This is a genomic window from Gemmata algarum (assembly GCF_034097035.1).
GTDB lineage: Bacteria > Planctomycetota > Planctomycetia > Gemmatales > Gemmataceae > Gemmata > Gemmata algarum.
Genome location: NZ_JAXBLV010000250.1, coordinates 1 through 20714, shown reverse-complemented (window position 1 = coordinate 20714; position 20714 = coordinate 1). Strand labels below are relative to the sequence as shown.

Below are 20714 nucleotides of genomic sequence, written 5' to 3'. Positions count from 1 at the left end.
CTAAGGGCTATCGAGGCGCATGAATTGCCTCCACTATCAAACCGAGCCGTACCACGGCTCGCTCGGCGATCTGCGTCCGGAGGTTGTTGCGCTGCTCCAGGGCGACCCTGTGCCAGCGCTGTTGGAATCGTGCGATCTCACTGAGTGTGCGCTGACCGGAGGGGAGACGCTTCTCATTCTCCAGGCCGTAGAGCCCGAATAGCGGCCGCAGTTCGTCCAGCTCCGCACCGGTGAAGAGCTCGGATTGCTGCTCGAGGAGTTGAAGCACCTCGAAGTCAGCGTTGTGCTCTTCGAGGTCGTGGAACAGCCGGTCGAACTCCCCGCTCCAGCGGCGCAGGTCACTTTCGAGTCGCTCACTGCGGCGAGATGCCTCGTGGGTGCGGTTGACGAATTCCTCCAACTCCTGGGCCACCGCGCCGCCCTTGCCGGTGCCGCGGATGAAGGCCAGGAAGCGGTCCCGCCGGGTCTGGTCCTCGCGCTCCCGCGACCGCGCCTTCGGCAACTCCCGGAAACGGATATTATCCAACACGGCCCGGGCATCGTTCACGATCCTGAAACAGCGCAGGTAGGCGGCTCGCTGGAAGAAGTGGCGGTCCAGGGCGTCCCTCAGGGGCCGGAAGCCGGCGAGTTCGGTTAACTCCTCCTCCAGGCGCTCGGTCGAGAGGCGGGCCGCCACGACCCTGCGGACGATAGTCGTGAACACCGTCCAGGGGATCTTATCGTCCAGCAACTGCTCTCGCTCCTCGGCGCTCAACAGGCAGCGCTTGACGAGGTACAACTCCTCGCTCGCCAAGAGCGCTTCGGCCGTTTCCGCTGGGACGCGGGAGAACGCCGCGACCAGGCGGTTCAGCCCGGCCTTCTCGCGGGCGAGGAGCCGGTTCAGGGCGAACTGGAGGCCGCCCGAGACGGGGAGCACGGTGTTGAGGCTCTGCTCCAACTGCCGAGCGATCTTGGCGGCAAGGTCGTGCCTCCGGCTCAGGATTTCCGGCTGCTGGTCGATGCGGGCTAGCACCCCGATCGCGTTGCGCGCGCGCGACCGCCCGCGGGTGACCTGCCCGAAGTCGTCTAGGAAGTCGCGGTCAGTGACGCGGGCGACCGCGTCAGTCAGGTAGATGACGGCGTCGGCCCGGCTGTCCAGCTCCTGGGTCTCCAGGTCGTGCCGGTGGCGGAGCTGGTTATAGAGGTTCATGTACTCCGCGGTCCGGTCCTGGTGGGTGTCCACTACCGCGCCGAGGCCGGGGGTGTCCACGAGGACCGCCTGCTCCAGGAAGCGGTTGGGCAGGCGGTACTCCAGGTGGTGGATGCCCTCGGCCCGGCGGAGGGTTTCCAGGTCGTTGCCCTGGAGGCGGTCGAGGAAGTCGCGGCTCACGTCCTCCGTCTGACCGCTGCGCCAGTAACAACGGACGGGCCGGGCCGGGTCCGGGATTCCGTAGCGGAAGTAGTTGATCGTCGCGGTCGTCTCGGTGGCGCCGACCTTCGCGAGTTCGTCTTCGGCGCCCAGCAGGGCGTTGATGAACGTGCTCTTGCCGGCCTTGACCCGGCCGACGACGGCCACCTCGCAGGGCTGCTCCACCTGCCCGGCGAGCCGCTCCATTTGGAGGGCCGCCTCGCCGGGCGCGCCCGACTGGCGCATGCCCTCGGCCGTGCCCCGCAGGAGGTAGCAAAGCCGTTCCTGCACGTCTCTCACGGGGAACCCCTCCGGTGGAGTCCGCCCACCGCGGCGAGTCGCGCCGCGGCCGGCGATCGGTCAGGCGCGGTACTCGATCCCCTCGACCCGGCGCTTCAGCGAGGCGAGTTCGCTCTCGTACTGGTCGTCGTGGAGGACGTGGCCGGGGCGGGGAGCCCGTCCGCGCTCCCGGCGCCGCGCCGCCCTCCGCTCGGTGTTGGGCAGGGTGTTCTCGACAAGGGTGTGGAGCTTCCTCAGGTTGTTCGCCGAGTCGATCAGGGAGCGGTAGCGCTCCCAGCCGCAGACGGCGGTGAGCAGTTCCTCCTCTTTGTCGAGGAGTTCTCGCCAGACCTCGCTGTCGGACGCGGGGCCGTCGAGGTCCACCGTCGCCGCCGCGAAGCGCCTCTTGAACCGCGCCAGTTCTTCGCGGAGCCGCGCGCCCTTGTCCTCGGCCGGCTGGGCCGCCGGCCGCTGGGGCGCCGTGGGCGGTGGGCTGGTGTTGTCCGCGAACGAGAGGGGGCACCCGCAGTGGGGGCAGGACGTCGCCAGCGTCGAGACGTTCTTCCCGCACTCTGTGCAGAGGACCAGTGCCATGGGGGACTCATTTTACGCGAGACTGTGGGACGGATTCGAGGCGCGCTCTAGCGGTTCAACGGGTACCCGCACCCCGGGCACTTTGGCGCGCCCGGTGAGACTCCGTTGTTGCACTCGGGGCAAACTCGTTTCTGCGCCCCGCGCATCGGGTAGCCACACTCCGAACAGCGGACCGCCGTCGCGGAGACTTGGGAGGCGCACTCGGGGCAGGTGAGGGGCGCCCCCTGTTTGCCCGGTGCGGGTTGCGTCTGGGGCTTCGGTTCGTCGCGGACGCCCCACAGCGCCTGCCCGTGGTAGGCCGCGCCCAGGGCAACGGCCACATCCTGCTGCTGCCAGCGCTCGGGCTCGGCCGGGAGGCCCGCGCTCTTCGCCAGCAGTTGGCGGACGAGCGGGACGCGGGACGCGCCGCCGATGAGCACGACGGTGCCGACCGGGTAGCCCTGGTCGCGGGCCTCCTCCACGGCCGCCCGCGTCAGGCGGACGGTCTCCTGGACGTGCCGGGCGATGAGACCCTCGAACGTCGCGCGGTCAAGGGTGTGTTTGAACCGCACCCCGCCCGGCAGGAAGGAGGAGAACTCGCATCGCTCGCGACTCGTGAGGCTCTCCTTGCGCTGCCGGCAGAGGCGGAGGAACTGCAGGTCGGTCCTCTCCTCACCGCTGATGGTGCGGTTCAGGGTACTCCGGGCCAGTTCGTCGCAGTGGTCGTAGATGGCGTGGTCGAAGTCGTCGCCGCCGCAGTTCCGCAGCCCTTTCGGGGGGAATGCCAGCCGGAAGCCGTCGTCCTCGCGCGCCAGCACGGCCAGATCGAACGTGCCGCCGCCCAAGTCGTAGACGAGGACGTGCCCCTCCACCTTCAGGCCGGCGCGCGTGTAAGCCAGTGCGGCCGCGACCGGTTCCTCGAGCAGCTCGACCGTGCGGAACCCGGCGCGGGCCGCAGCTTCGGTCAGCGTCTTGCGCTCCGCCTCCGTGAAAGCGGCCGGGCAGGTCAGGACGGCCCGCTCGACCGGCTCCTTGAAGTGACCGGCTTCCGCGTCCTGCTTAAGCTGCTTGATCACCTCCGACGCCACCTCCAGCGGGGTGACCGTCCGCAGATCCGGCAGCGCGAGCCGCATGGACTTCGCCAGGTGCCGCTTGATGCCGACGAACACCCGGCTTCGCTCCTCCTCGTCCTCCAGCATGTTCTCGGCGGGTGTGCCGACCAGCACGGAGTCGGGGCCGAAGTAAGCCACCGAAGGGGTCTTGTCCTCGCCCTCGGCGTTCTTGATGACCTCGGCCTGCCGCGCGCGCGGGTTGAACCAGGCCGTCGTGCTCTTCGACGTACCGAAGTCGATGCCCAGGAACGGCGGAGTCACGGTCATGGCTGTGCCTCGCACTCCCACGGGGCTACTTCGTTTGAACCGCGCCCGGCGCGGTTCGGTTCCCGAGAAACACGTTGTTGCCGCCTTCACGCCGGGTTCGCTCCCGGCGGCGGGGGAGGTTGCTGGGCTCCCCCCGCGGCCTGGTCGAGCGCCTTGAGCTTCTCCGCCAGTTCGTTCAGGCCCTGCCCCGCCGTCTTCCAGGCCATCATCTTCAGGCGGACCCGCTCGGCCTCGGCCTTGCGGTCCTGCTCCGAGAGTTCCGCCTCGCGCTTGAGCCGGGCGATCTCGGCTTCGGTGTCGGCCGCCTTGGTCCTGGTCAACCGCTCGACCTGGTCCTCGGCGATCCGCTCCAGTTCGCTGAAGTACTCGTCGACGGGGCCGAAGGTGCCGGCGGCCATGTTGACTTCGAGGAAGTGCTGCCGCGTCTTCTGGCACACCTCGGTAACGTGCCGGGCGACCTCCTGTTTGGCCGCCTTGAGCTGGTTGAGGTTGGCGGTCTTGTTCCCGCGGACGGTCGCCCACACCGCGGCGATGAAGCCGGCCGCGGCGGCCAGCGGCGCGACCAGGGGCAGGCTGATGGCGCCCAGGGCCACCAGCAGGCCACCCCCGACCGAGCCGGTCAGCCCGCCAGCCCAGAGGCCGGTAGCGAAGTCAAAGCGGGCGCTCTTGATCTTGGAGTACCAGTCGCGCGCGATCTGCGGCGACGCGCCGCCGGCCGGGAGCCCCTCGACCGGAGCGCCCCGGTCCGGCGCGGTCACGTCCTCGGCGTCCTTCAGGAGCGGAGCCAGTAGCTGGAGGCACTGGCTCCACGACCGCCCGGAGATCTCCCGCCACGCCCGCATGGCCCGCGCGCCGGCGTCGCTGGAAATGCGGTCCGCGACCGCGCGGAGCGCTTCCGGGGAGTCGGCCGCGGTGATGGAGTTTTGCAGCAACGTTTCGAGTTCGCCGCCCCGTGAGAGGAACTGGGAGATCTGGGCCTTGCCCAGTGAGGCGAGCCGCTTGACGCCCTCCCGCAGCTCGCGCCGCTTCCGCCCCCGGTCGCCCCAGTCGTTCAGAAAGGTGTCCTTACGCTCGGCGAGCTGTCGCTGGAACGCATCCCGCTTCTGCTTGGACTCGCTGACGAGGGTCTTGTGGCGCTCCTCGAGGAGCCGGACACCGTATGCGTGAAACTCCGTGGCGAGGATCAAGAGTTCCGCCGCCCGCGTCCAGCCGGCCGCGCGGAACAGGAACGATTTCAGCGCCGGCGCCAGTTCGCGGTGCTTGCTGGCGATCTCGAAATCCTCGTCGCCCTTCGTCACGGACGCGGTGAGCAACTGGCTGGAGATCGGCCAGACGCGCGCGTCCAGCAGGCGGTCGCCGAACCGCTCCCGGAGGATCTCCTGGTTGCGCGCCCGCACCCCCTGCCACTCCTTGCCGCGGAAGAGGTCGAACTTGGTCTGGATGAAGAAGACGTTCCGCGTCGCACCCAGGATCGTCTCCAGGTACTCCAGCTCCGCCTCGATGATCGGCCGGCTGGAATCGAGGACGAAGACGACGGAGTCCGCCTCGGGGATGAAGCGGTGCGTGATCTCGGCGTGGAGTTCGTAGAGGCCGCCGAGCCCGGGCGTGTCGAGGATGCTGACCCCGGGCGGCAGGAACCGCACCGGCACGTCGACCTCGAGCCACCGGATGATCTGGTTGAGGCCGGGGGTGCCCCCTGCGTCGGCCACGACCTGCGAGCCGTACAGCGGCAAATCCTTCCGGTCGACTGACTTCTCGCTGCCGTCCTCGAAGCGGAGCCGGTAGGCTTCTTGCGCGGCCCGGCTGACGCGGAAGACCTGCGAGGTCGCCACGTCCACGTCGGTCGGCAGAATCTTCTGCCCGATCAGGGCGTTGATGAAGCTGCTCTTGCCGCGCTTCACCTCGCCGACGACCAGCACCTGGTAGGCGTTGGAGTCGAGCCGGCGGCGGCAGACCGCCAGTGCGTCGGGCGGGGAGCCGAGCTGGTACTCCGCGGCGCGGGCGAGCAGCCCGTCGACGGCCGTGAGGACGCCCAGCCGCAACTGGTCCATGCGCTCCTGGAGATCGCTCATCCCTCTCGCCTCGGCCCGGTTGGGGGAACGGTTGACGCTTCAAAAGTCGGGTAGCTCGCACGGGGCTCACGAGCCGAAGCTCGCGTCGTGGTCGTCGTGGTCGTCTTCGTGGCCCGGATGCCAGTCGTGGTGGTCGTGATCATCGTGGTGGTCGTGGTCGTGGTCCGCGGAGTCGTGGTGGTCGTGGACGTCCGGGCCGGCGCTGTGGTCGTCGGAGTGGTGGGCGCCCAGGCAGAAGTCGAACAGGTAGCTCTCCCAGACCTCGTGGTGGTGGCCGAATAGGTCGAGGAAGTGCTCGTAGAGCATGTCAGCGATGGAGGGGATGTGCCCCGTCGAGTAGTCGAAGTGCTGCATCTCGGGCAGGTGCGGCGGGGCCGGCTCCTGGGTGGCGACCATGTAGAAGTGGCTCCCCTGCCAGGCGTGCAGGAACTGCTCGAGCGGGTAGCTCGCCACCGCCTGGCCGTCGCCCGGGTCGCTGACGACGACCTTGACGTGGTAGGGGTCGGTGGTGTCGATGCCCGAGACCACCACCGCATGGTCCGCGGCGCCGGATAGCCCGAAGTGGTCGTGGAGGTCGGTCAGCAGCGAGTCCATCGTCGGGTTGTGGCCCCAGAGCTGGCCGGGCTCGACCCCGATGATGACCTTGTGCCCCTGGGCCAGCTCATTGGCGAGGTGGAACACTGACGCGTCGGTGAAGCGGTTCACGGCGATCCCGTGCAGCTCCAGGAGGTTGCCGACGTCCTGCATGGGCGTGCCGCTGCCGGGGGTGTACCAGCCGTGCTCGATGGCTTCGTTCACCAACACCTTCTCGGGGATGTCCGCCCCGGTGAACTGCTGGAGGATGTACTCCTGGCAGCGGATCGCGCAGGTGTCCTCGTAGCTTTGTTGGCCGTCCCAGTGGACACGGTCCTGCTCGGGGGTGCCGAAGTGCGGGTCGGCCTTCTCGACCGGCGTGTGCGCGGGGATCAAATCCTCGAAGGGCGAGTGCCATCCGGCGTCGTGGGAGTCGGCGCGGGCGCCGAGGTGGTCGTCCGCGTGGTCGCCGGGGGGGGGGGCCGGCCCGTCGTGATGGTGGGGCGACAGCAGCGCCACGGCGTCCAACAGGCCCAGCCCGAAGAACCCCGCGGCCGTGCCCAGGCCCAGCATCCCCACCTGCCGGCGCAGGTGCTTCAGCTCGCCGGCCGTCTCGGACCGCGAGGACCGCTGCTTCAGCCAGCGGTCCAGTTCCGTCGCGACGTCGCTCATGTTGGCGAAGCGGTCGGAGGGCCGCTTCGCCATCATCCGCAGGCAGATCGTCTGCAGTTGGCGGTCGAGGCCGGGCCGCAGTTGCGACGGGGGCCGCGGGGTGCGGTTCTGAATCTGGGTCAGGATCTGGGTCAGCGTGCCCTGGAACGGCCGCCGCTCGGTCAGCAGCTCGTAGAACGTCGCGCCCAGGCTGTAGATGTCGGTCGAGTGGGTGAGGCTCTCCGGGTCGCCCTCCACCTGCTCCGGGGACATGTAGGCTGGGGTGCCGGCGATCTTGCCGGCGGTGGTGAGCGCCCCGGCCGCGTGCCGATGGGCCAGGCCGAAGTCCATCACCACCGGCGTACCCGCGTCGTCGATCATGATGTTGGCGGGCTTGACGTCGCCGTGGACGATGCCGGCCTGGTGGGCGGAGTGCAGGGCCAGCGCGACCGTCCGCACCAGCGCGGCTGCCTCCTCTTCGGGCATCAGGCTCTCGGGAGTGATCAGCGCCGAGAGCGGCTGCCCGCTGATGTAGGCCATGCTGAAGAACGGCTGGCCGTCCTGGACACCGGCGTCGTGGACGGTGCAGATGTTGGGGTGACGGACGTTCATCCGGGCCTCGCGGATGAACCGCTCCGTCCACTTCGGCTCCCGCTCCTGGCCACCCAGTTGGGGGATCTTCAGGGCCACGTCGCGGTCGAGGTGGGTGTCGTGGGCCAGGTACACGCTCCCCATGCCGCCGCGGCCCAGTCGCCGGATCACCCGGTAGCGACCGAAGGGAAAGGGGAACTCCTTCCCGTCCCAGGCGTCGCTCGCGGTGCTCCGGTACGACGCGGTGGACGCGGGCACCTTGTGCTCGGGAGTGTCGCGGAGGGGCGGCCCGGCCATCCGCTCGATCTGATCCATCGCCTCGAAGTACTGCTCTAGGCCGCGGGCGCAGCTCGGGTGCTCCTTGACGAACCGTGCTCGGTCCACCGCCTCGCCGCCGTCCACCCGCCCCAGGTACTGGGCGATCGCGTGCTCGAGCCGGAGGTCTTCCGCCGGGTCGGGGTTGCTGGGCTTATTCACTTGGCCCCCTGGTTCGCGGCCGAAAGCTTCTCCCGCAGTGCCTGGAGCCCCCGCTTGAGGAGCCCAGCCACCGAGGGCTCGGAGCGGCCCATGCGGTCGGCGACCTCCGCCAGCGACAGCCCCTCCAGGTGCTTCAGCCGGACGGCCTCGCGCTGGTCGTCGGGGAGTTCTTCGAGCGCGCTGGCGAGCACCGCGGCCTCCTCGCTCGCCATGACGCGGCCGCTGGGCGATGGCTCGCTCGGCTCCGCGAGTCGCCCCTCCGCACCCAACTCCAGTCGCTGCTCCCGGTTCAGCGCCCGCTGGGCCGCGAGGACGTGCTCCCGCACGGCGTCCTGGACGTTCCGCTGGTGGATCTGCCGGAGCCACAAGTTGAACTCCGGGAGCCCCTTGCCCTTGAACTTCTTGAAGTTCCTAACGGCCGAGAGGCACGTTTGTTGGATCAGGTCGGAGGCGTCGAGGCGCGCGTCCAGTTTGCCGCCGATCTCGCGCTGCGCGAGGACGCGGAGGTAGCCGCGGTAGGTCATGAGCAATTGCCCCAGTGCCTTCTGGTCGCCGCCGAGTGCTTGGGTCAGCAACTGCTTCATCAGCGTGCCCGTGTCAGCCGACTCCGCCATGACCGCCTCCCCCCCGCTGTAGGCGTAGCCCCGGCCAACTCGGGGCGCGCATTCCGCACTTTTTTCGATTCGCGATGTGGCCGGCGTCCCCGCCGTCGGTGAACGACCCCCACCGCGGTTGAATTCGATGCTCCAGTTGTTGGTCCAGTACGAATGAAATTATCTCGCCGCGCGGGTGTGACGCAAGCGACTCGGTTGAAAAAACGCTCGTCCGCAATTCGCCACCGCAAACCAGCCTTGCCGAACTCTAACCCGGGAAAGTCCGGCGAATTAGAGCTGGGCCCGTCTCCCACGTTCCAAAGATACTTGGGCGACCGGAAGTAGCTCGCTACGGGTTTCGATGCAGAATCGCGGCGGTGCGGACCGGAAAGTCGAAAAAAGCCGCGCCCCAAAAACGCACCGACTCCGCCCGTCTTGGTGCGGAGGGTGATCGCTCTCACCACCCCACGTCAGAAAAAAGAGAGCAACCATGTCGTAAACAGTTCAGAGGAATCCAACATGCCCGCGACGTTGATCCCGGCCCTCGCTGCCAACAAGCATTCGTTCACGCACGATCGTGGCGTTGAGGCGACGACCGCAACGCAGGCGTCTCAACACGCCCATGCGTCCTACCCGGCCGTGCTGCGGTACGACCGCCGGGACCGGCAGGCTTACGTACTCACGACGGACCCCGACCGGGGGGGGCAGGTCGCCGACTTAGCCGCCGCGTACGGCCTGAGCGTGCAGACCCTGTTTCCGAAAGACGGGCTCCCCAGCGAGGCGGCCGTGCTGTTCGTCGCCTTGGACGAGTTGCTCCTCGACGCCCACGGGCGCCGGCGGTACCTCGGCGAGTTTCGGCAACTGGAGTTACCGTACCCAGTCGTCGTCTTGAGTTACGACTTCCAGCTCGAACCGGTGACGACCGAACGGCCGGGCCTCATCCTCACCGCCCGGCTCGGTGATCAGATCTTTTCCGCGCTGGACTACCGCCGCGTCGCCTTGTGTGGTCAGGCGGAGCTCGAACCTGCCGCCTGAGCGGGCGCCCTCATTCACGGTCCGGGTGCGTGTGTCTGTGTCTTGGTTTGTTGTGGCCCAAGCAGTAACGCCTGGGCCACTAAACAGACAGAAACAGCCGGACCGTGGCTGCTGCCAAACTCCGGCGGGGCTGGGAAGCGGAAAGCCGGTAAGGGCAGGGCGAGTTGCCCGCCCATTCCCGCGGGTCGGCGGACGGGCTCGTTGAATGCTGTCGCCCCTTGCTGTACAAGAAACTAAAAACCTGGAACGAACGCAGGTGATTCCGATGCAGAAACTCGAACGCGGTCGCGCTGAGCTTCGGGTTTGCGAAGGGAATAAAATGCCTGAACTTTGCGAACGTAGCAGTCTAAGCCCAATACCGTTCAATAGGCGCCGCAATGAAACCGGCGCAAGGGTCGTCTGGGCAGACGGTTCAGTCGATTTCAGCGTGCGCCCCTCGCGATCAGATGCGAAACGTCGAGCGCCTTGCTTTCAAGGACTTTCTTAACTTGGTCCCGAACTCCGTTGAACGGTATTGAGTCTAAGCCTGCCTGAATCCCAGAACCCGCTTGGGCTCTTTGAACTCTCCATTACGACACTGTTTGACCTGCAGCGGAATGTGGAGGATGGGATGGTCGCCGAATTCTTTCGCGATTACGGTCGATACGAGCAGTTGATGGCGCCGGTGCAACTCGTGTTCTTCATGCTGGGCATGGGTGCGACCCTAACCCCGCGGGACTTCCTGGGCGTCGTGCGGCGGCCGCAAGTGGTACTCGTGGGGGGGGCGTGCCAGTTCGTGCTCTCCCCTCTGATCGCAGTGGCAATCATTAACTTGTTCGACCTCGAACCCGGCATCGCGGTCGGGCTGGTGTTGCTCTCGGCGATGCCCAGCGGCTCGCTCCCCAAGCTCTTCGCCTACATCGGGAAGGGGAACCTGCTGCTCTCCGCGAGTCTGGACTCGTTCGGGACGCTCGCGTCGCTGGTGACCGTGCCGCTGCTCATGAGCCTGTTGGTATCCAACTACTTGCCCGCGGACTTCCAGGTGCCGTTCAGGTTGGTGTTCAAGGAACTGCTGCTGTTTCTGATCCTGCCGCTATCCGTCGGGGCCTGGCTGGGCCAGCGCGTCCCACGGCACCGCCACCAGATTCCGAAGTGGTGCTTCCGCATCGGCGCGGCGATCGTCGTCGCGATGATCATCGGCTCGATCGGCAGCGGCCGCGCCCGTCCCTTCGCGTACGGCTGGCAGGCGCCGGTGGCGGTTATCCTGTTCTGCGTAGCCTCTCAACAGTTGAGCATGCGGCCCTTTCGTCTGCTGGGCTGGCCGCGGGCCAACCGCCTGTCGATTGGCCTGGATGTGACGATGCGGAACATCAACCTGGGCCTGGCGGTGCTGGCGATCATCCGCGAGTCGCTGCTCGAACGTCAACTGGCGCAGGGGCAGGCGTCGCTGGACGACGGGGTGGAGCGAGTGCTGGCCGGCGTCTTCTGGACGATCCTCTTCTACGCGGGAGCCGCGGCGGTAGCCGGCATCCTCGTGGCCCTGCAGTTCCGCTATGCCCCTCCGGAGCCGGCCCTCCGAGGTATGCCGGCTGGCCCGGCACCCCGCGCTGCGACCGAGGTGGCACCGGAGAGCTGATTCTTGCGGCCCAAGAATTGAGCCCTGGTGCCCCGCGGCGCCAAACACGACAGCCCAGAACAGGATTGCCTTTCGGAACCGGTACATCCGATATCCACACCTGAAGGAACCGAGCGTGCAGCTCGCAATCCCCATCACCGGAACGCGCGGCGACGTCCAACCTTATGTTGCCCTTGGGAAGGGGCTGGCCGCGGCCGGGTACGACGTCCGCCTCGTCACACACGACGACTTCGCCGACCTCGTCACCCAGGAGGGGTTGGACTTCGCTCCAATGGGGGGCGATTCGCGGGCGCTGCACGCGGAGTACCGGGTGCGCAGGATGATGAAGGCCGGGAGCAACCCCTTCACCTACCTGCGCGAGTTCGCCCGCCTCCGGGCTCCGATCATGACCCGGCTGATGGTCGAGGGGCTATCCGCGTGCCGTGGTGCCGACCTGATCCTCGTAGCCCCGACGGCCCCGCTGGTGGCGATCTCGATCGCCGAGAAGCTCCGCGTCCCCGTCTGCGGGACCGCGTACCTGCCGAACTGCCCGAGCCGGCACCTGGCGAGTTGTTTCGTCCCCGAGTTGCCCGCGTGGGTGCCCGGCCGCTCCTTCTACAACCTCGCCAGCTCGGTCTTCATCGCCGCCAACCTTTGGCGGCTGCTCCGCGCCTCGATCAACCGCGCGCGGCGCGAAGCACTCGGCCTCCCGCCGTTCGGTTTGCTCGGCCCGCCGCTGCGCCGGTGGCTCCACGAGATGCCGACCCTGCACGGGTACAGCTCCCGGATCGTGCCCCGGCCGCGGGACTGGCCGGACAACCAGTACCTGACGGGCTTCTGGTTCCTAGAGAACCAGGGGTGGCGCCCACCGCCGGCGCTGGAGCGGTTTTTGAGCGACGGGCCTGCGCCCGTGTACGTCGGCTTCGGCAGCATGCAGAATCGGGACGCCGTGGCGTTCACGCAGTTGGTCGCCCGGGCGCTCAAGCGGGCGGGGCTCCGCGGCATCCTGGCGACGGGCTGGGGCGCGCTCAGCGAGTTGAGCGCGCCGGACCGGGTCCTCGCGGTCCGCGACGTGCCGCACAGCTGGCTGTTCCCGCGGGTCTCCGCGGTCGTCCACCACGGGGGAGTCGGTACCACCGCGGCCGGGCTCCGCGCCGGAGTGCCGTCGCTGCTGGTGCCCTTCTTCGGCGACCAGTTCTTCTGGGGGCGCCGCGTGTTCGAACTGGGTGCCGGCCCGCGGGCGATCCCCCGGAACGAACTGACGACCGAGCGCCTCGTTGACGGGCTGAAGAGTTGCGTCGGCCGCGACGACCTCCGCGAGCAGGCACGCCGCCTGGGCGAGGAGATCCGCTCGGAGGACGGCATTAGCCGGGCGGTGGACGCCGTGGGCGAGATCGTCCGCCGGTCGAAGCGCTTGTCGTCGGGCAACGGGTTCTGGGCGTGACCGCCGGGGGGAGTCGCCGTGGACAACATTCCCTACATGACGCCGCCGCGCTGGTGGGAGCCGCGCCCCAGCCGGGTGTTCTTGTGGCTTGCCGGCCCCTACCGCCGGCTCCGGCGGCGGTTCTGGGAGCGCCTCTCGCGCGTCGAGGTCCAGGGTTTGGAGCACGTCCGCGGGGCGCTCCGCCAGGGGTGCGGGGTGCTGGTCGTGTGCAACCACGCGGCCCACTCCGACCCGCTGGTGCTCCTGAAGGCGAGCGAACTGCTGCGGAACTACTTCTACTTCATCGCCAACTGGCAGTCGTTCCACCTGCGGCCCTGGATCGGCCAGCGGGTGCTCCAGTGGCACGCGTGCTTCAGCATCGACCGCGAGGGGGCGGACGAGGCCGCCTACGAACAGGCCGTGGGCGTGCTCCGGGCGGGCGGGCACCCGCTGGTGGTGTTCGCCGAGGGGCACGTCAACCACCACTACCAGCGGGTCGCCCCGTTCCGGGCCGGTGCGTCGCTGTTCGCGCAGGCCGCCGCGCGGAGCGAGGGGCGGCCCGTCGTGTGGGTGCCCGCCGCCGTCACCTACCGCTACAAGCGGGAGCCGCTGCCCGAGCTTTCGCGACTCCTCTCACTGATGGAGGAAAAGCTGGGCTGGCCGCCGGAATCGCACCTGCCGCTGGCGGGTCGCGTCCGGCGGGTCGGCGAGGGCGTTCTGGAATTGCGGGAGAAGCAGTACGGCGGGCTCGCGCATCCCGGCCCGTACGGTGAGCGGGCGGCCGCCGTGTTCCAGGCGATCCTCGGACGCCTGGAATCCGACCGCGGACTCAATCCCGGCCGCCTAGACGTGCCCGGGCGCGTCGCCCAGCTCCGCCGCCGGGCGGTGCAGCAGAAGGCACTTGCGCCCTCAGATCAGGCGGCCGTCGAGGACGCGGAGCGCCAGTTGCGAGACCTTCAGGTGGTCGCCCAGCTCCACAGCTACCGGCACGACTACGACAAAGACGAAGCCACCTTCGAGCACCTGGCGGAGATCGTGGACAAACTCGAGGAGGACGTCTTGGGCGCCGTCACCGCCGCCACGCGGGGGCGCCGGTGCGCGTACCTCCGCTTCGGGCCGCCGGTGCCCGTGTACCCTGAGGGCACCGAGAGCCCGCGCCGGCTCACCGCTACGATGCGCGACCGGGTCCAGGAACTGCTCGACGGGCTGATCTCGGACTACGGGCCGTGGAAGACGTTCCCGTGGGGCGGGGCGTAGTTCAACGACTCCGCGACCCGGCGACTGGCTGCGCGAGCGGCGTGGAACGTCTACCAAGGGAAACATCATCGCGGAGGTTCTCATGGACGGTCACACCGAGTCGGTTTGTCAGCAGCCCGCGGCCGTGCCCCAGCCGCGAAGTTGGGCAATCGGCTTGCAGAATATCCGTTTGATGGCTGCGCTGTCTTTATCGTGTGTTGGGAGTTTTACGTGTGTAGGATGGCAACCTATCCCGTGGTCTACATCATACCCAGTCGGTCGGGGACGCCGGCAACACGGCCAGTCCCCAGATCAGCCCGAGCGTGTCCACCAGCACGTGCCGCTTGCGGCCCGATACCTTCTTGCCCCCGTCGTACCCCTTCGGGCCACCGGCCTCGGTGGTCTTCACCGACGGGGAGTCGATGATCCCGGCGCTCGGGGTCGATTCCCGTCCGTCGCACGCCCGGATCTCGGCCCGGAGCGCGTTGTGCATCTGCTCCCAAACCCCGGCCTCGCGCCACGTGTAGAAGTAGTACGACACCGTCTTCCATGGCGGGAAATCATGCGGGAGCATGCGCCACGAGCACCCGCCCCGGGCCAGGTACAAGACCGCGTTGACGATCTCCCGCCGAGGGTACGTGATCTTCCGCCCGGGGCCTCCGGCTGGTCGGTCGGCGCCCGGGAACAGGTGCCCGATGTTGGACCACTGGAGATCGGTCAGGTCGCTCGGATATGCCGGCCGGGTGGTACTCATACCAGAATGGTATGCATCGACAGATGATCACCACGTGTCCCCATTTCTAGACGGCCTCTTACCCGGACAATCGCCATTGTATATGGACATATATTAATTGTATTTATAGATAAATCGTGTATCCTGTAGTTTTTCCACCCACCGCGCCTCTGGCGCGGAACCACCGGAGCCTCATCGTGAAGCCCAACCAGCTGATCGTCGTCATCCTGCTCGCGTCGCTCCCGCTCGGGGTGATGGTCGGCGTCGGCTTTTACTACCTCCTGTCCACGGGATGGCTCTTCTGGGTCTCGTGGCCGATGCTCTGTTGCTGGGTGTTGGCTTACCTCTTCGGCTCCCACTGGCAGAAAGCCGCGAAACGGCGTGTCGCCGAGGAGCCACCGCCGCTGCACTACACCGACCGCGACCGCCTCGCCTGGAAGACGGTCGAGGAGCGCATTCACGGGGCCGAAAAGGCACCCGACCTGGAGCCGGGTCGTTTGTACCTGTACGTCGATGTCGCCAAGGGATTGGCCGAAGAATTGGCCGCCGTTTACCACCCGAACGCCGCCAACCCCATAGGCAACCTTACGATTCCCGAACTGCTGACCGTCGTGGAACTGGCGGCGCATGATTTGGGTGAACTGAGCCGGACCTATCTGCCCGGTAGCCACTTGATCACCATCGAGCACTTCCGGCAGGTGAAGGCAGCCGCGAAATGGTACCAGTTGGGCAGGCAGGCGCTGTGGGCGGTTTCGGCAGCCGTCGACCCCGTGCAGACCGGCATCCGCTACGCCGCAACACAAACGGGGCTTCGCAAGCCGAGCCGGTTGTTCAAGGAGAACGTCGTCCTCTGGCTCCACGTCAACTTCATCCGGCAGATGGGGCACTACTTCATCGAGCTTTACAGCGGTCGGCTCAAAATCGGCGCGACGCGCTACCGCGAACTGATGGCTGGGCAACGCGAGTCGCAACCGAGCGGCGCGGGAGTGAACGCGGGAGTCGGGTCCGACCGCGGCGCGGAGCCGCGGACGGTGACGATCGCCTTCCTCGGGCAGGTCCAGGCCGGGAAGTCCAGGGTCATTCACGCGCTGCTCGGCGAGCGCCGGCCCCTCACCGAGGTGACCTTGGCGGCAGACGGCGTGAACCGGTACGAACTCCATGCCACCGGCTGGCCCGCGGAGTTGGATTTGCTCGAGGTGACCGGTTACGGACGGGGCGGTCTGCCCACCGACCAGTTTGACACGGCGCTCGAGGTAGCTCTCGCGGCCGACGCGGTTTGCTTGACCATCGATGGGCGGCAGCCGGCACGCGACGCAGACATCCAATTGCTGCGGCGACTCCGCGAATGGTTTTCGACCCGGCCTGATTTGAAGATGCCGCCGATCCTCGTCGTCCTGACGCACACCGACCTCCTCCCGCCGGCGACGGAATGGTCGCCGCCGTACGACTGGCGTCGCCCTACGAAGCCGAAGGAAAAGGCGATCGCCGAAGCGGTGACCATCGTCCGCGAGCAATTCGGACCGGTGGCCGCGTTCGCGCCGGTCTGCACGGCCGAAGGAAAGACTCACGGCGTTCAAGAGGAACTCTTGCCGCAACTGAGCGAGTTGTTGGGAGAGGCCCGAGCCGTGGCGTTCTTGCGCTGCCTGGGCGAACAGAAAAGCCCGCGCGTCGTCGATCAGTTGCTTGCCGTGGGCAAGCAACTGTTGTTGAAGGCGATTACCGGGCGTTGACGCCTACAAGCCCGGTCTCGGTGTGCGGCCCTGAAAGGAAAGGCGGTCGAAAGTGGACCTGAAAGGAAAGAAGCCGCCGGCGTCGGGGAGGCGGTTCCGTGCCATCGTCCGGCGGGGGGGGCTCGCCCTCGGGACGGTCCCCGCGGTGCTGCTGCTGCTCAAGCCGTTCCGCTTCCTCCGCGCCGTATATCCGGCCTGGATCCGCAGGTTCACGGACGCGTGGAGCGCGGAGATGCTGCGCGTCTACATCTTCTCGCTGGGCGGCCGCGTCTACATCGACCAACCGGCGTGCCTCGAAGCGCCGGCGGACTTCGCCCCGCGCGTCGAGGCACCACCAGAGTATCGGCTGTCGGACGATCAGGTGCGCTCGTTCTACGAGAATGGTTTCCTCGGTCCGTTCACTCTGTGCCCGCCGGAAGAGATGGCTGCCCTCCGCGAGGAAGTCCTGCGTGACATGGAGCGGCCGTCCAGGGTTTACGGCTTTCGCACCGGCCGCGACCGGCACCTGGACTGCGAGTCGGTCTACCGGCTCGCTTGCCGGTGCGCTCTCACGGAACGCCTGGCGCAGTTGATGGGACCGAACCTCCTCATGTGGCGGTCGCAGGTGTTCATCAAGCCGCCCGGTGCCCCGGCGGTCGCGTGGCACCAGGCGAGCACCTACCTCTTGGAACACGTCTATCGGCCGGCGCTTTACCCGCCCGACCTGAACGTCCTGTTCCAGTTGGGAGTCTGGGTGGCTTTCGATGACGTGGATCTCGCCAATGGGTGCCTCCAGTTCGTCCCAGGCTCGCACCGGCGCATCAACACCATCCGGTTGGTGAGCAACCGGGGCGGCTTCGGTGCTGCCAGCTTCGAATTCGATTGCCCCATCGACCCGGAGAAAGTGGTGAGCATGGAGATGAAGGCCGGTCAGTTTGTCATTTTCACGGAACAGACCGCCCACGGGTCGCCGCCCAACCGATCGAGCCGACTCCGCCGGGGGATGGCCTTTCGCGTCATCCCGCCCGAGGTGGTGGCCTACGGCGACGCGCCCGTCCACCGCGTGAGCTACCTCAACGAGACGTACGACCTGACGCGCTGGGGCACCGTCGTACTGAGGGGCAACGACACGGCGGGGCTTAACCGCGAGTTCGTTCCCTTCCCGCCGGGAGACAAGGTCGATCCCCAAGTACATGGCTAACGACATGGCAGGAACGGGCCGAACTGCTTTCATCTTAGCCGAATAGATAATATCTATCTAGTTGACAATCGATAGATCATTTCGACGGCGTGGGGTACATTTCTCGCACCAGCGGGTCGAACAAGTGGTGTACGACGCGTTCATCGCCGAAAGCCCGCGGGGGGGGGGGGGGCGCACCGGCCGGGCGTCAATGAGGAGGTACTTCAGCGGATCGAAGAGTCTGCCCTCGCCATCGGCCTCGTGGCGGAACCATTGTTCGTGGAAGACACCGGACACTTCGACTGCATCTTCGGACTTCCGGTTCTGCACGACGGTGCAGCCCCGGACGATCGTCTTCCACGCCCCCAAGGACGAACTGTTCGACCTGAGGCACAGCGTCAAGTTGCTGGCGGACAACCTGCTCCCTGCGGGGAACCCCGACGCCTCGTTCATGGCCGCTGTCGTGGCCGAACTCGGCCGGCGCGGGTTCGCCGCCGAAGGCCGGCTCGTAAAGGTCGGGGCCGACCACCAGATGGACGCCCCCGAGGTTCTCCGGGCTCTAGTCGATGCGGTGAGCCTGCTTTGCGGGGCTGAAGGCGCGGTGAAGCCGTGATGGGCGGCCTGCGGCTAGTCGCGGAATGGGTAGCTGTACTCTCGTATGGCCGCGGCCCAGCGCCGCGAGATTTGCACCCGCACCTCCGGGGGCAATAGGCCGAAGCGGTTCGTCCGGTACTCGGCGCGGGTCTGGAAGTACCGCTCGACGCACGGCCGCACGGCCTCGAAGTCGCCCAGGCCGAGTTCCCCGTAGAGCCGGCTCATCTCGCCGGGAGGGTCGCGGAGCAGGTCTTCGTAGCGCAGCGCGTGGAACTGCCCCGCGGGGATTAGCTTCTTGCCCTCCTCCAGGCGCTCGTGGAAATGGCTGAACGTCGCGAGCACGTACTCCTCCAGCCCGGCGAAGTGCGGGGTCTGGAGCCCGTGCGCCGCGTAGAGCGTCTTCCACAAGTTGACCGTGGACGGGAACACCTCGTAGGGGTCCCGCACGATCAGAGCGAACCGCGCGCCGGGGAAGAGCTTGAGGAGCGTCGGGATGCGGCAACTGTGCGTCGGCGACTTGAGGACCAGCCGGCGCGGGTCCCGGACGGTCAACTGCCGCAGGAACCTCAGAAACGCCCGCTCCCAGCGCGCGGGGGCGCCGGGCGGCATCCCTACGAGGTCGTAGGCGTCCTCGTCCTGCGGGGGCTGGTTGGGGAAGCCGAGGGTCAGGTACGGCGACGGCTGCCCGACCATGCACAGGGCGAACTCGTCCTCTTGGGGCTTGCCCCAGCCGTTCTCCATGCCGTCCATCGGGCGGCGCGACGGCATGAGCCACCAGAGGAGGCGTGTCAGCCACTTCTCCGTCAGCAGGAAGTGGTGCGGCGCGCCGCACTGGTAGGTGTTGGGGAAGTTGTGGCGGGGGTCGAGGTTCAGCAGCTCGTGGAGCAGGGTCGTGCCGGACCGCCAGTGGCCCAGCACGAACAGGGGGGCGTGCCGGATCGGCGTCCTGCGGACGCGGCCGCCGAACCAGACATCCTGCACCACACCCAGGACGGAGTTGACGACGCTAGCCGCGCTGGCGGCGGCGAGGACGTGGTAGTAGGGCAATTCGACCGCGAACCGGTTGCGGACCAAGAGCCGCGCCCACGCCCGGGCGCTGAAGCCCAGCCACATCCGCGGCATCCGCCGCTCTTGGGGCCGGGCACGTTCGGACTCGGGCGCTGCCACGGACGAACTCCTCGCCGATTCCGCCCCCGCGGGCGGCGACCATTCCGATACGGAGGTTCGATGGAAACCGGCTCCCGCCTGCGCCCGCACCCCGCGAGGCGCATCGAACAGCTCAGGCACTACGGTTCCTTCTCCCTGGCGTACTCGACGCTGCAAGCCGGGCTCAAGTATTACGAAACCGATGACGGTTACCTTGCCTACGCGATGTACCTGGGGGCGCCGTTCGTGCTCGCCGACCCTGTGGCCCCCACCCCCGTCTGGCCGCAACTGGTCGGGCGGTTTCTTAAAGAATACCCGCACAGTTGCTTCTGCCAAGTCTCAAGGCCGATGGCGGCGCTGCTCGTGCGGCACGGCTACGCGGTGAACGAGTTCGGGACCGACTTCCAGCTCCAAATCCCCACCTACACGTTCTCGGGCACGAACAAATTCCACATCCGCTACGCGGAGCGGGTGTTGCCCCGGAGCGGCTTCCGCATTGCCGAACTGCCCGAGGCGGTCGTCTGCTGGGCGAGCGTGAGGAGGGTTTCCGACCACTGGAAACTGGGTAGGAGGAACCAGACCCGCGAGACGACATTCCTGTCCCGGCCCATCGTCTTCGCCGAGGAGGCCGACACGCGGAAGTTCTTCGTTTTCGGCCCCGAGGGCGTCGTGGCCTTCGTCTTCTTCGACCCGATCTACCGAGCGGGTGAGGTGGTCGGCTACCTCTCGAACGCCAAGCGGTACTTGGATACCGCCCCAGAGGGCTTCGACTACGCCGTCACCAAGTTCGCCTTGGAGGTCTTCCGCCGCGAGGGGAAGACGTTGCTGCACTTGGGGGCGGCGCCTTTCCATGGGGTGACGGATTGCGAGTTCCCCGCCAACCCCGTAATCAGTTGGCTCTCCCGATTCCTCTACCCTCGCAAGTGGCTTTACAACTTCAAGGGGATCGCCGAGCACAAGGTCCGCTACCGCGGCGAGGCGGAGAAGATCTACATCGCCACCCGCAAGCAGTTCCCTGTGATCGAACTGATACGCCTGGCGCGAGTCTGCAACGCGCTGTAGGTTGTTCATGGTTGGGCTTGATCTGTTAATCCACCGAGCGGGTAGTGCTCGCCGAGCGTCATTGAAACCCGGGTAGACGTTAGCGGGGCGCACGGTGTTGGGCTCAGTCCTTCCCTCCTTGAACCGTCCAAAATGGCCAACACCGGGGGTGACTTGCTCGTCCCCACTTGCGGCCATTTTGGACGGTCTCCGCGACCAGCCTCACGTACGGCGGGGGTGACCGGTCTGCCGGCCGGAGCCGATGTAGGCTAGCGTCACCCGGCGGTCTCGGTCCGGCACTTGGCCGCGAGCTTCGCAGTGGTAATGGTCTTCGGTAATCCGGCCGGGATTCCCAGGGGCGGCAGCACCTTGACGATCAACTCCTGGAGTATCGGGTCTTTGTCCCACAGCAGCGGGTGCAGGTCTAGGTAGTCTTCGGGGGACGATA

General features: G+C 67.4%; 16 protein-coding genes. 8 read left to right on the top strand and 8 right to left on the bottom strand.

Annotated elements, in window-relative coordinates; all coding sequences use genetic code 11:
* Positions 1-7 precede the first annotated feature (7 nt).
* The 6 genes from R5W23_RS32235 to R5W23_RS32210 all read right to left on the bottom strand — a co-directional run bounded on the left by R5W23_RS32235 (position 8) and on the right by R5W23_RS32210 (position 8596).
* Positions 8-1687, bottom strand: a complete 1680-nt coding sequence (locus R5W23_RS32235) for a dynamin family protein (protein WP_320689928.1) — start codon at positions 1685-1687, stop codon at positions 8-10.
* A gap of 60 nt (positions 1688-1747) precedes the next feature.
* Entirely contained in the window at positions 1748-2260 is a 513-nt protein-coding gene (locus tag R5W23_RS32230) for a zinc ribbon domain-containing protein (protein ID WP_320689927.1), read from the bottom strand.
* 47 nt (positions 2261-2307) lie between these two features.
* A complete protein-coding gene (locus R5W23_RS32225) occupies positions 2308-3618 on the bottom strand; it encodes an Hsp70 family protein (RefSeq protein ID WP_320689926.1) in 1311 nt (436 codons plus the stop codon).
* 86 nt (positions 3619-3704) lie between these two features.
* The gene (locus R5W23_RS32220) at positions 3705-5690 is read right to left on the bottom strand and encodes a dynamin family protein (protein WP_320689925.1); all 1986 of its coding nucleotides are present in this window, start codon (positions 5688-5690) and stop codon (positions 3705-3707) included.
* A gap of 66 nt (positions 5691-5756) precedes the next feature.
* Complete coding sequence (locus R5W23_RS32215; RefSeq protein ID WP_320689924.1) at positions 5757-7982, bottom strand: protein kinase domain-containing protein; 2226 nt, start codon at positions 7980-7982, stop codon at positions 5757-5759.
* Positions 7979-8596 (bottom strand): sigma-70 family RNA polymerase sigma factor, encoded by a 618-nt coding sequence (locus tag R5W23_RS32210; protein ID WP_320689923.1) that lies wholly within the window; start codon positions 8594-8596, stop codon positions 7979-7981. Before R5W23_RS32210 ends, R5W23_RS32215 begins: the two co-directional genes overlap by 4 nt.
* 498 nt (positions 8597-9094) lie before the next feature.
* Between R5W23_RS32210 and R5W23_RS32205 the strand changes: the two genes are divergently transcribed.
* The 4 genes from R5W23_RS32205 to R5W23_RS32190 all read left to right on the top strand — a co-directional run bounded on the left by R5W23_RS32205 (position 9095) and on the right by R5W23_RS32190 (position 13884).
* The gene (locus R5W23_RS32205) at positions 9095-9610 is read left to right on the top strand and encodes a hypothetical protein (protein WP_320689922.1); all 516 of its coding nucleotides are present in this window, start codon (positions 9095-9097) and stop codon (positions 9608-9610) included.
* Between the two features lie 610 nt (positions 9611-10220).
* Positions 10221-11225 carry a bile acid:sodium symporter family protein gene (locus tag R5W23_RS32200; protein ID WP_320689921.1) on the top strand — a complete coding sequence of 335 codons (1005 nt, stop codon included), beginning with the start codon at positions 10221-10223 and terminating at the stop codon, positions 11223-11225.
* A gap of 115 nt (positions 11226-11340) precedes the next feature.
* Complete coding sequence (locus tag R5W23_RS32195; RefSeq protein ID WP_320689920.1) at positions 11341-12648, top strand: glycosyltransferase; 1308 nt, start codon at positions 11341-11343, stop codon at positions 12646-12648.
* An 18-nt stretch (positions 12649-12666) separates the two neighbouring features.
* Entirely contained in the window at positions 12667-13884 is a 1218-nt protein-coding gene (locus R5W23_RS32190; RefSeq protein ID WP_320689919.1) for a lysophospholipid acyltransferase family protein, read from the top strand.
* A 244-nt stretch (positions 13885-14128) separates the two neighbouring features.
* Here R5W23_RS32190 and R5W23_RS32185 read toward each other — a convergent pair whose 3' ends face one another.
* A complete protein-coding gene (locus tag R5W23_RS32185; RefSeq protein ID WP_320689918.1) occupies positions 14129-14617 on the bottom strand; it encodes an IS5 family transposase in 489 nt (162 codons plus the stop codon).
* Between the two features lie 176 nt (positions 14618-14793).
* Between R5W23_RS32185 and R5W23_RS32180 the strand changes: the two genes are divergently transcribed.
* The 3 genes from R5W23_RS32180 to R5W23_RS32170 all read left to right on the top strand — a co-directional run bounded on the left by R5W23_RS32180 (position 14794) and on the right by R5W23_RS32170 (position 18098).
* Entirely contained in the window at positions 14794-16326 is a 1533-nt protein-coding gene (locus R5W23_RS32180) for a GTPase family protein (protein WP_320689917.1), read from the top strand.
* Between the two features lie 52 nt (positions 16327-16378).
* Positions 16379-17506, top strand: a complete 1128-nt coding sequence (locus tag R5W23_RS32175) for a phytanoyl-CoA dioxygenase family protein (protein WP_320689916.1) — start codon at positions 16379-16381, stop codon at positions 17504-17506.
* Positions 17507-17819: 313 nt separating this feature from the next.
* Entirely contained in the window at positions 17820-18098 is a 279-nt protein-coding gene (locus R5W23_RS32170; protein WP_320689915.1) for a hypothetical protein, read from the top strand.
* Between the two features lie 14 nt (positions 18099-18112).
* Here the strand turns inward: R5W23_RS32170 and R5W23_RS32165 are convergent, their stop codons facing one another.
* Entirely contained in the window at positions 18113-19246 is a 1134-nt protein-coding gene (locus R5W23_RS32165; RefSeq protein ID WP_320689914.1) for a sulfotransferase family protein, read from the bottom strand.
* Between the two features lie 60 nt (positions 19247-19306).
* Here R5W23_RS32165 and R5W23_RS32160 point away from each other — a divergent pair, with 60 nt between their 5' ends.
* Complete coding sequence (locus tag R5W23_RS32160) at positions 19307-20287, top strand: DUF2156 domain-containing protein (protein ID WP_320689913.1); 981 nt, start codon at positions 19307-19309, stop codon at positions 20285-20287.
* Positions 20288-20714: the final 427 nt, after the last annotated feature.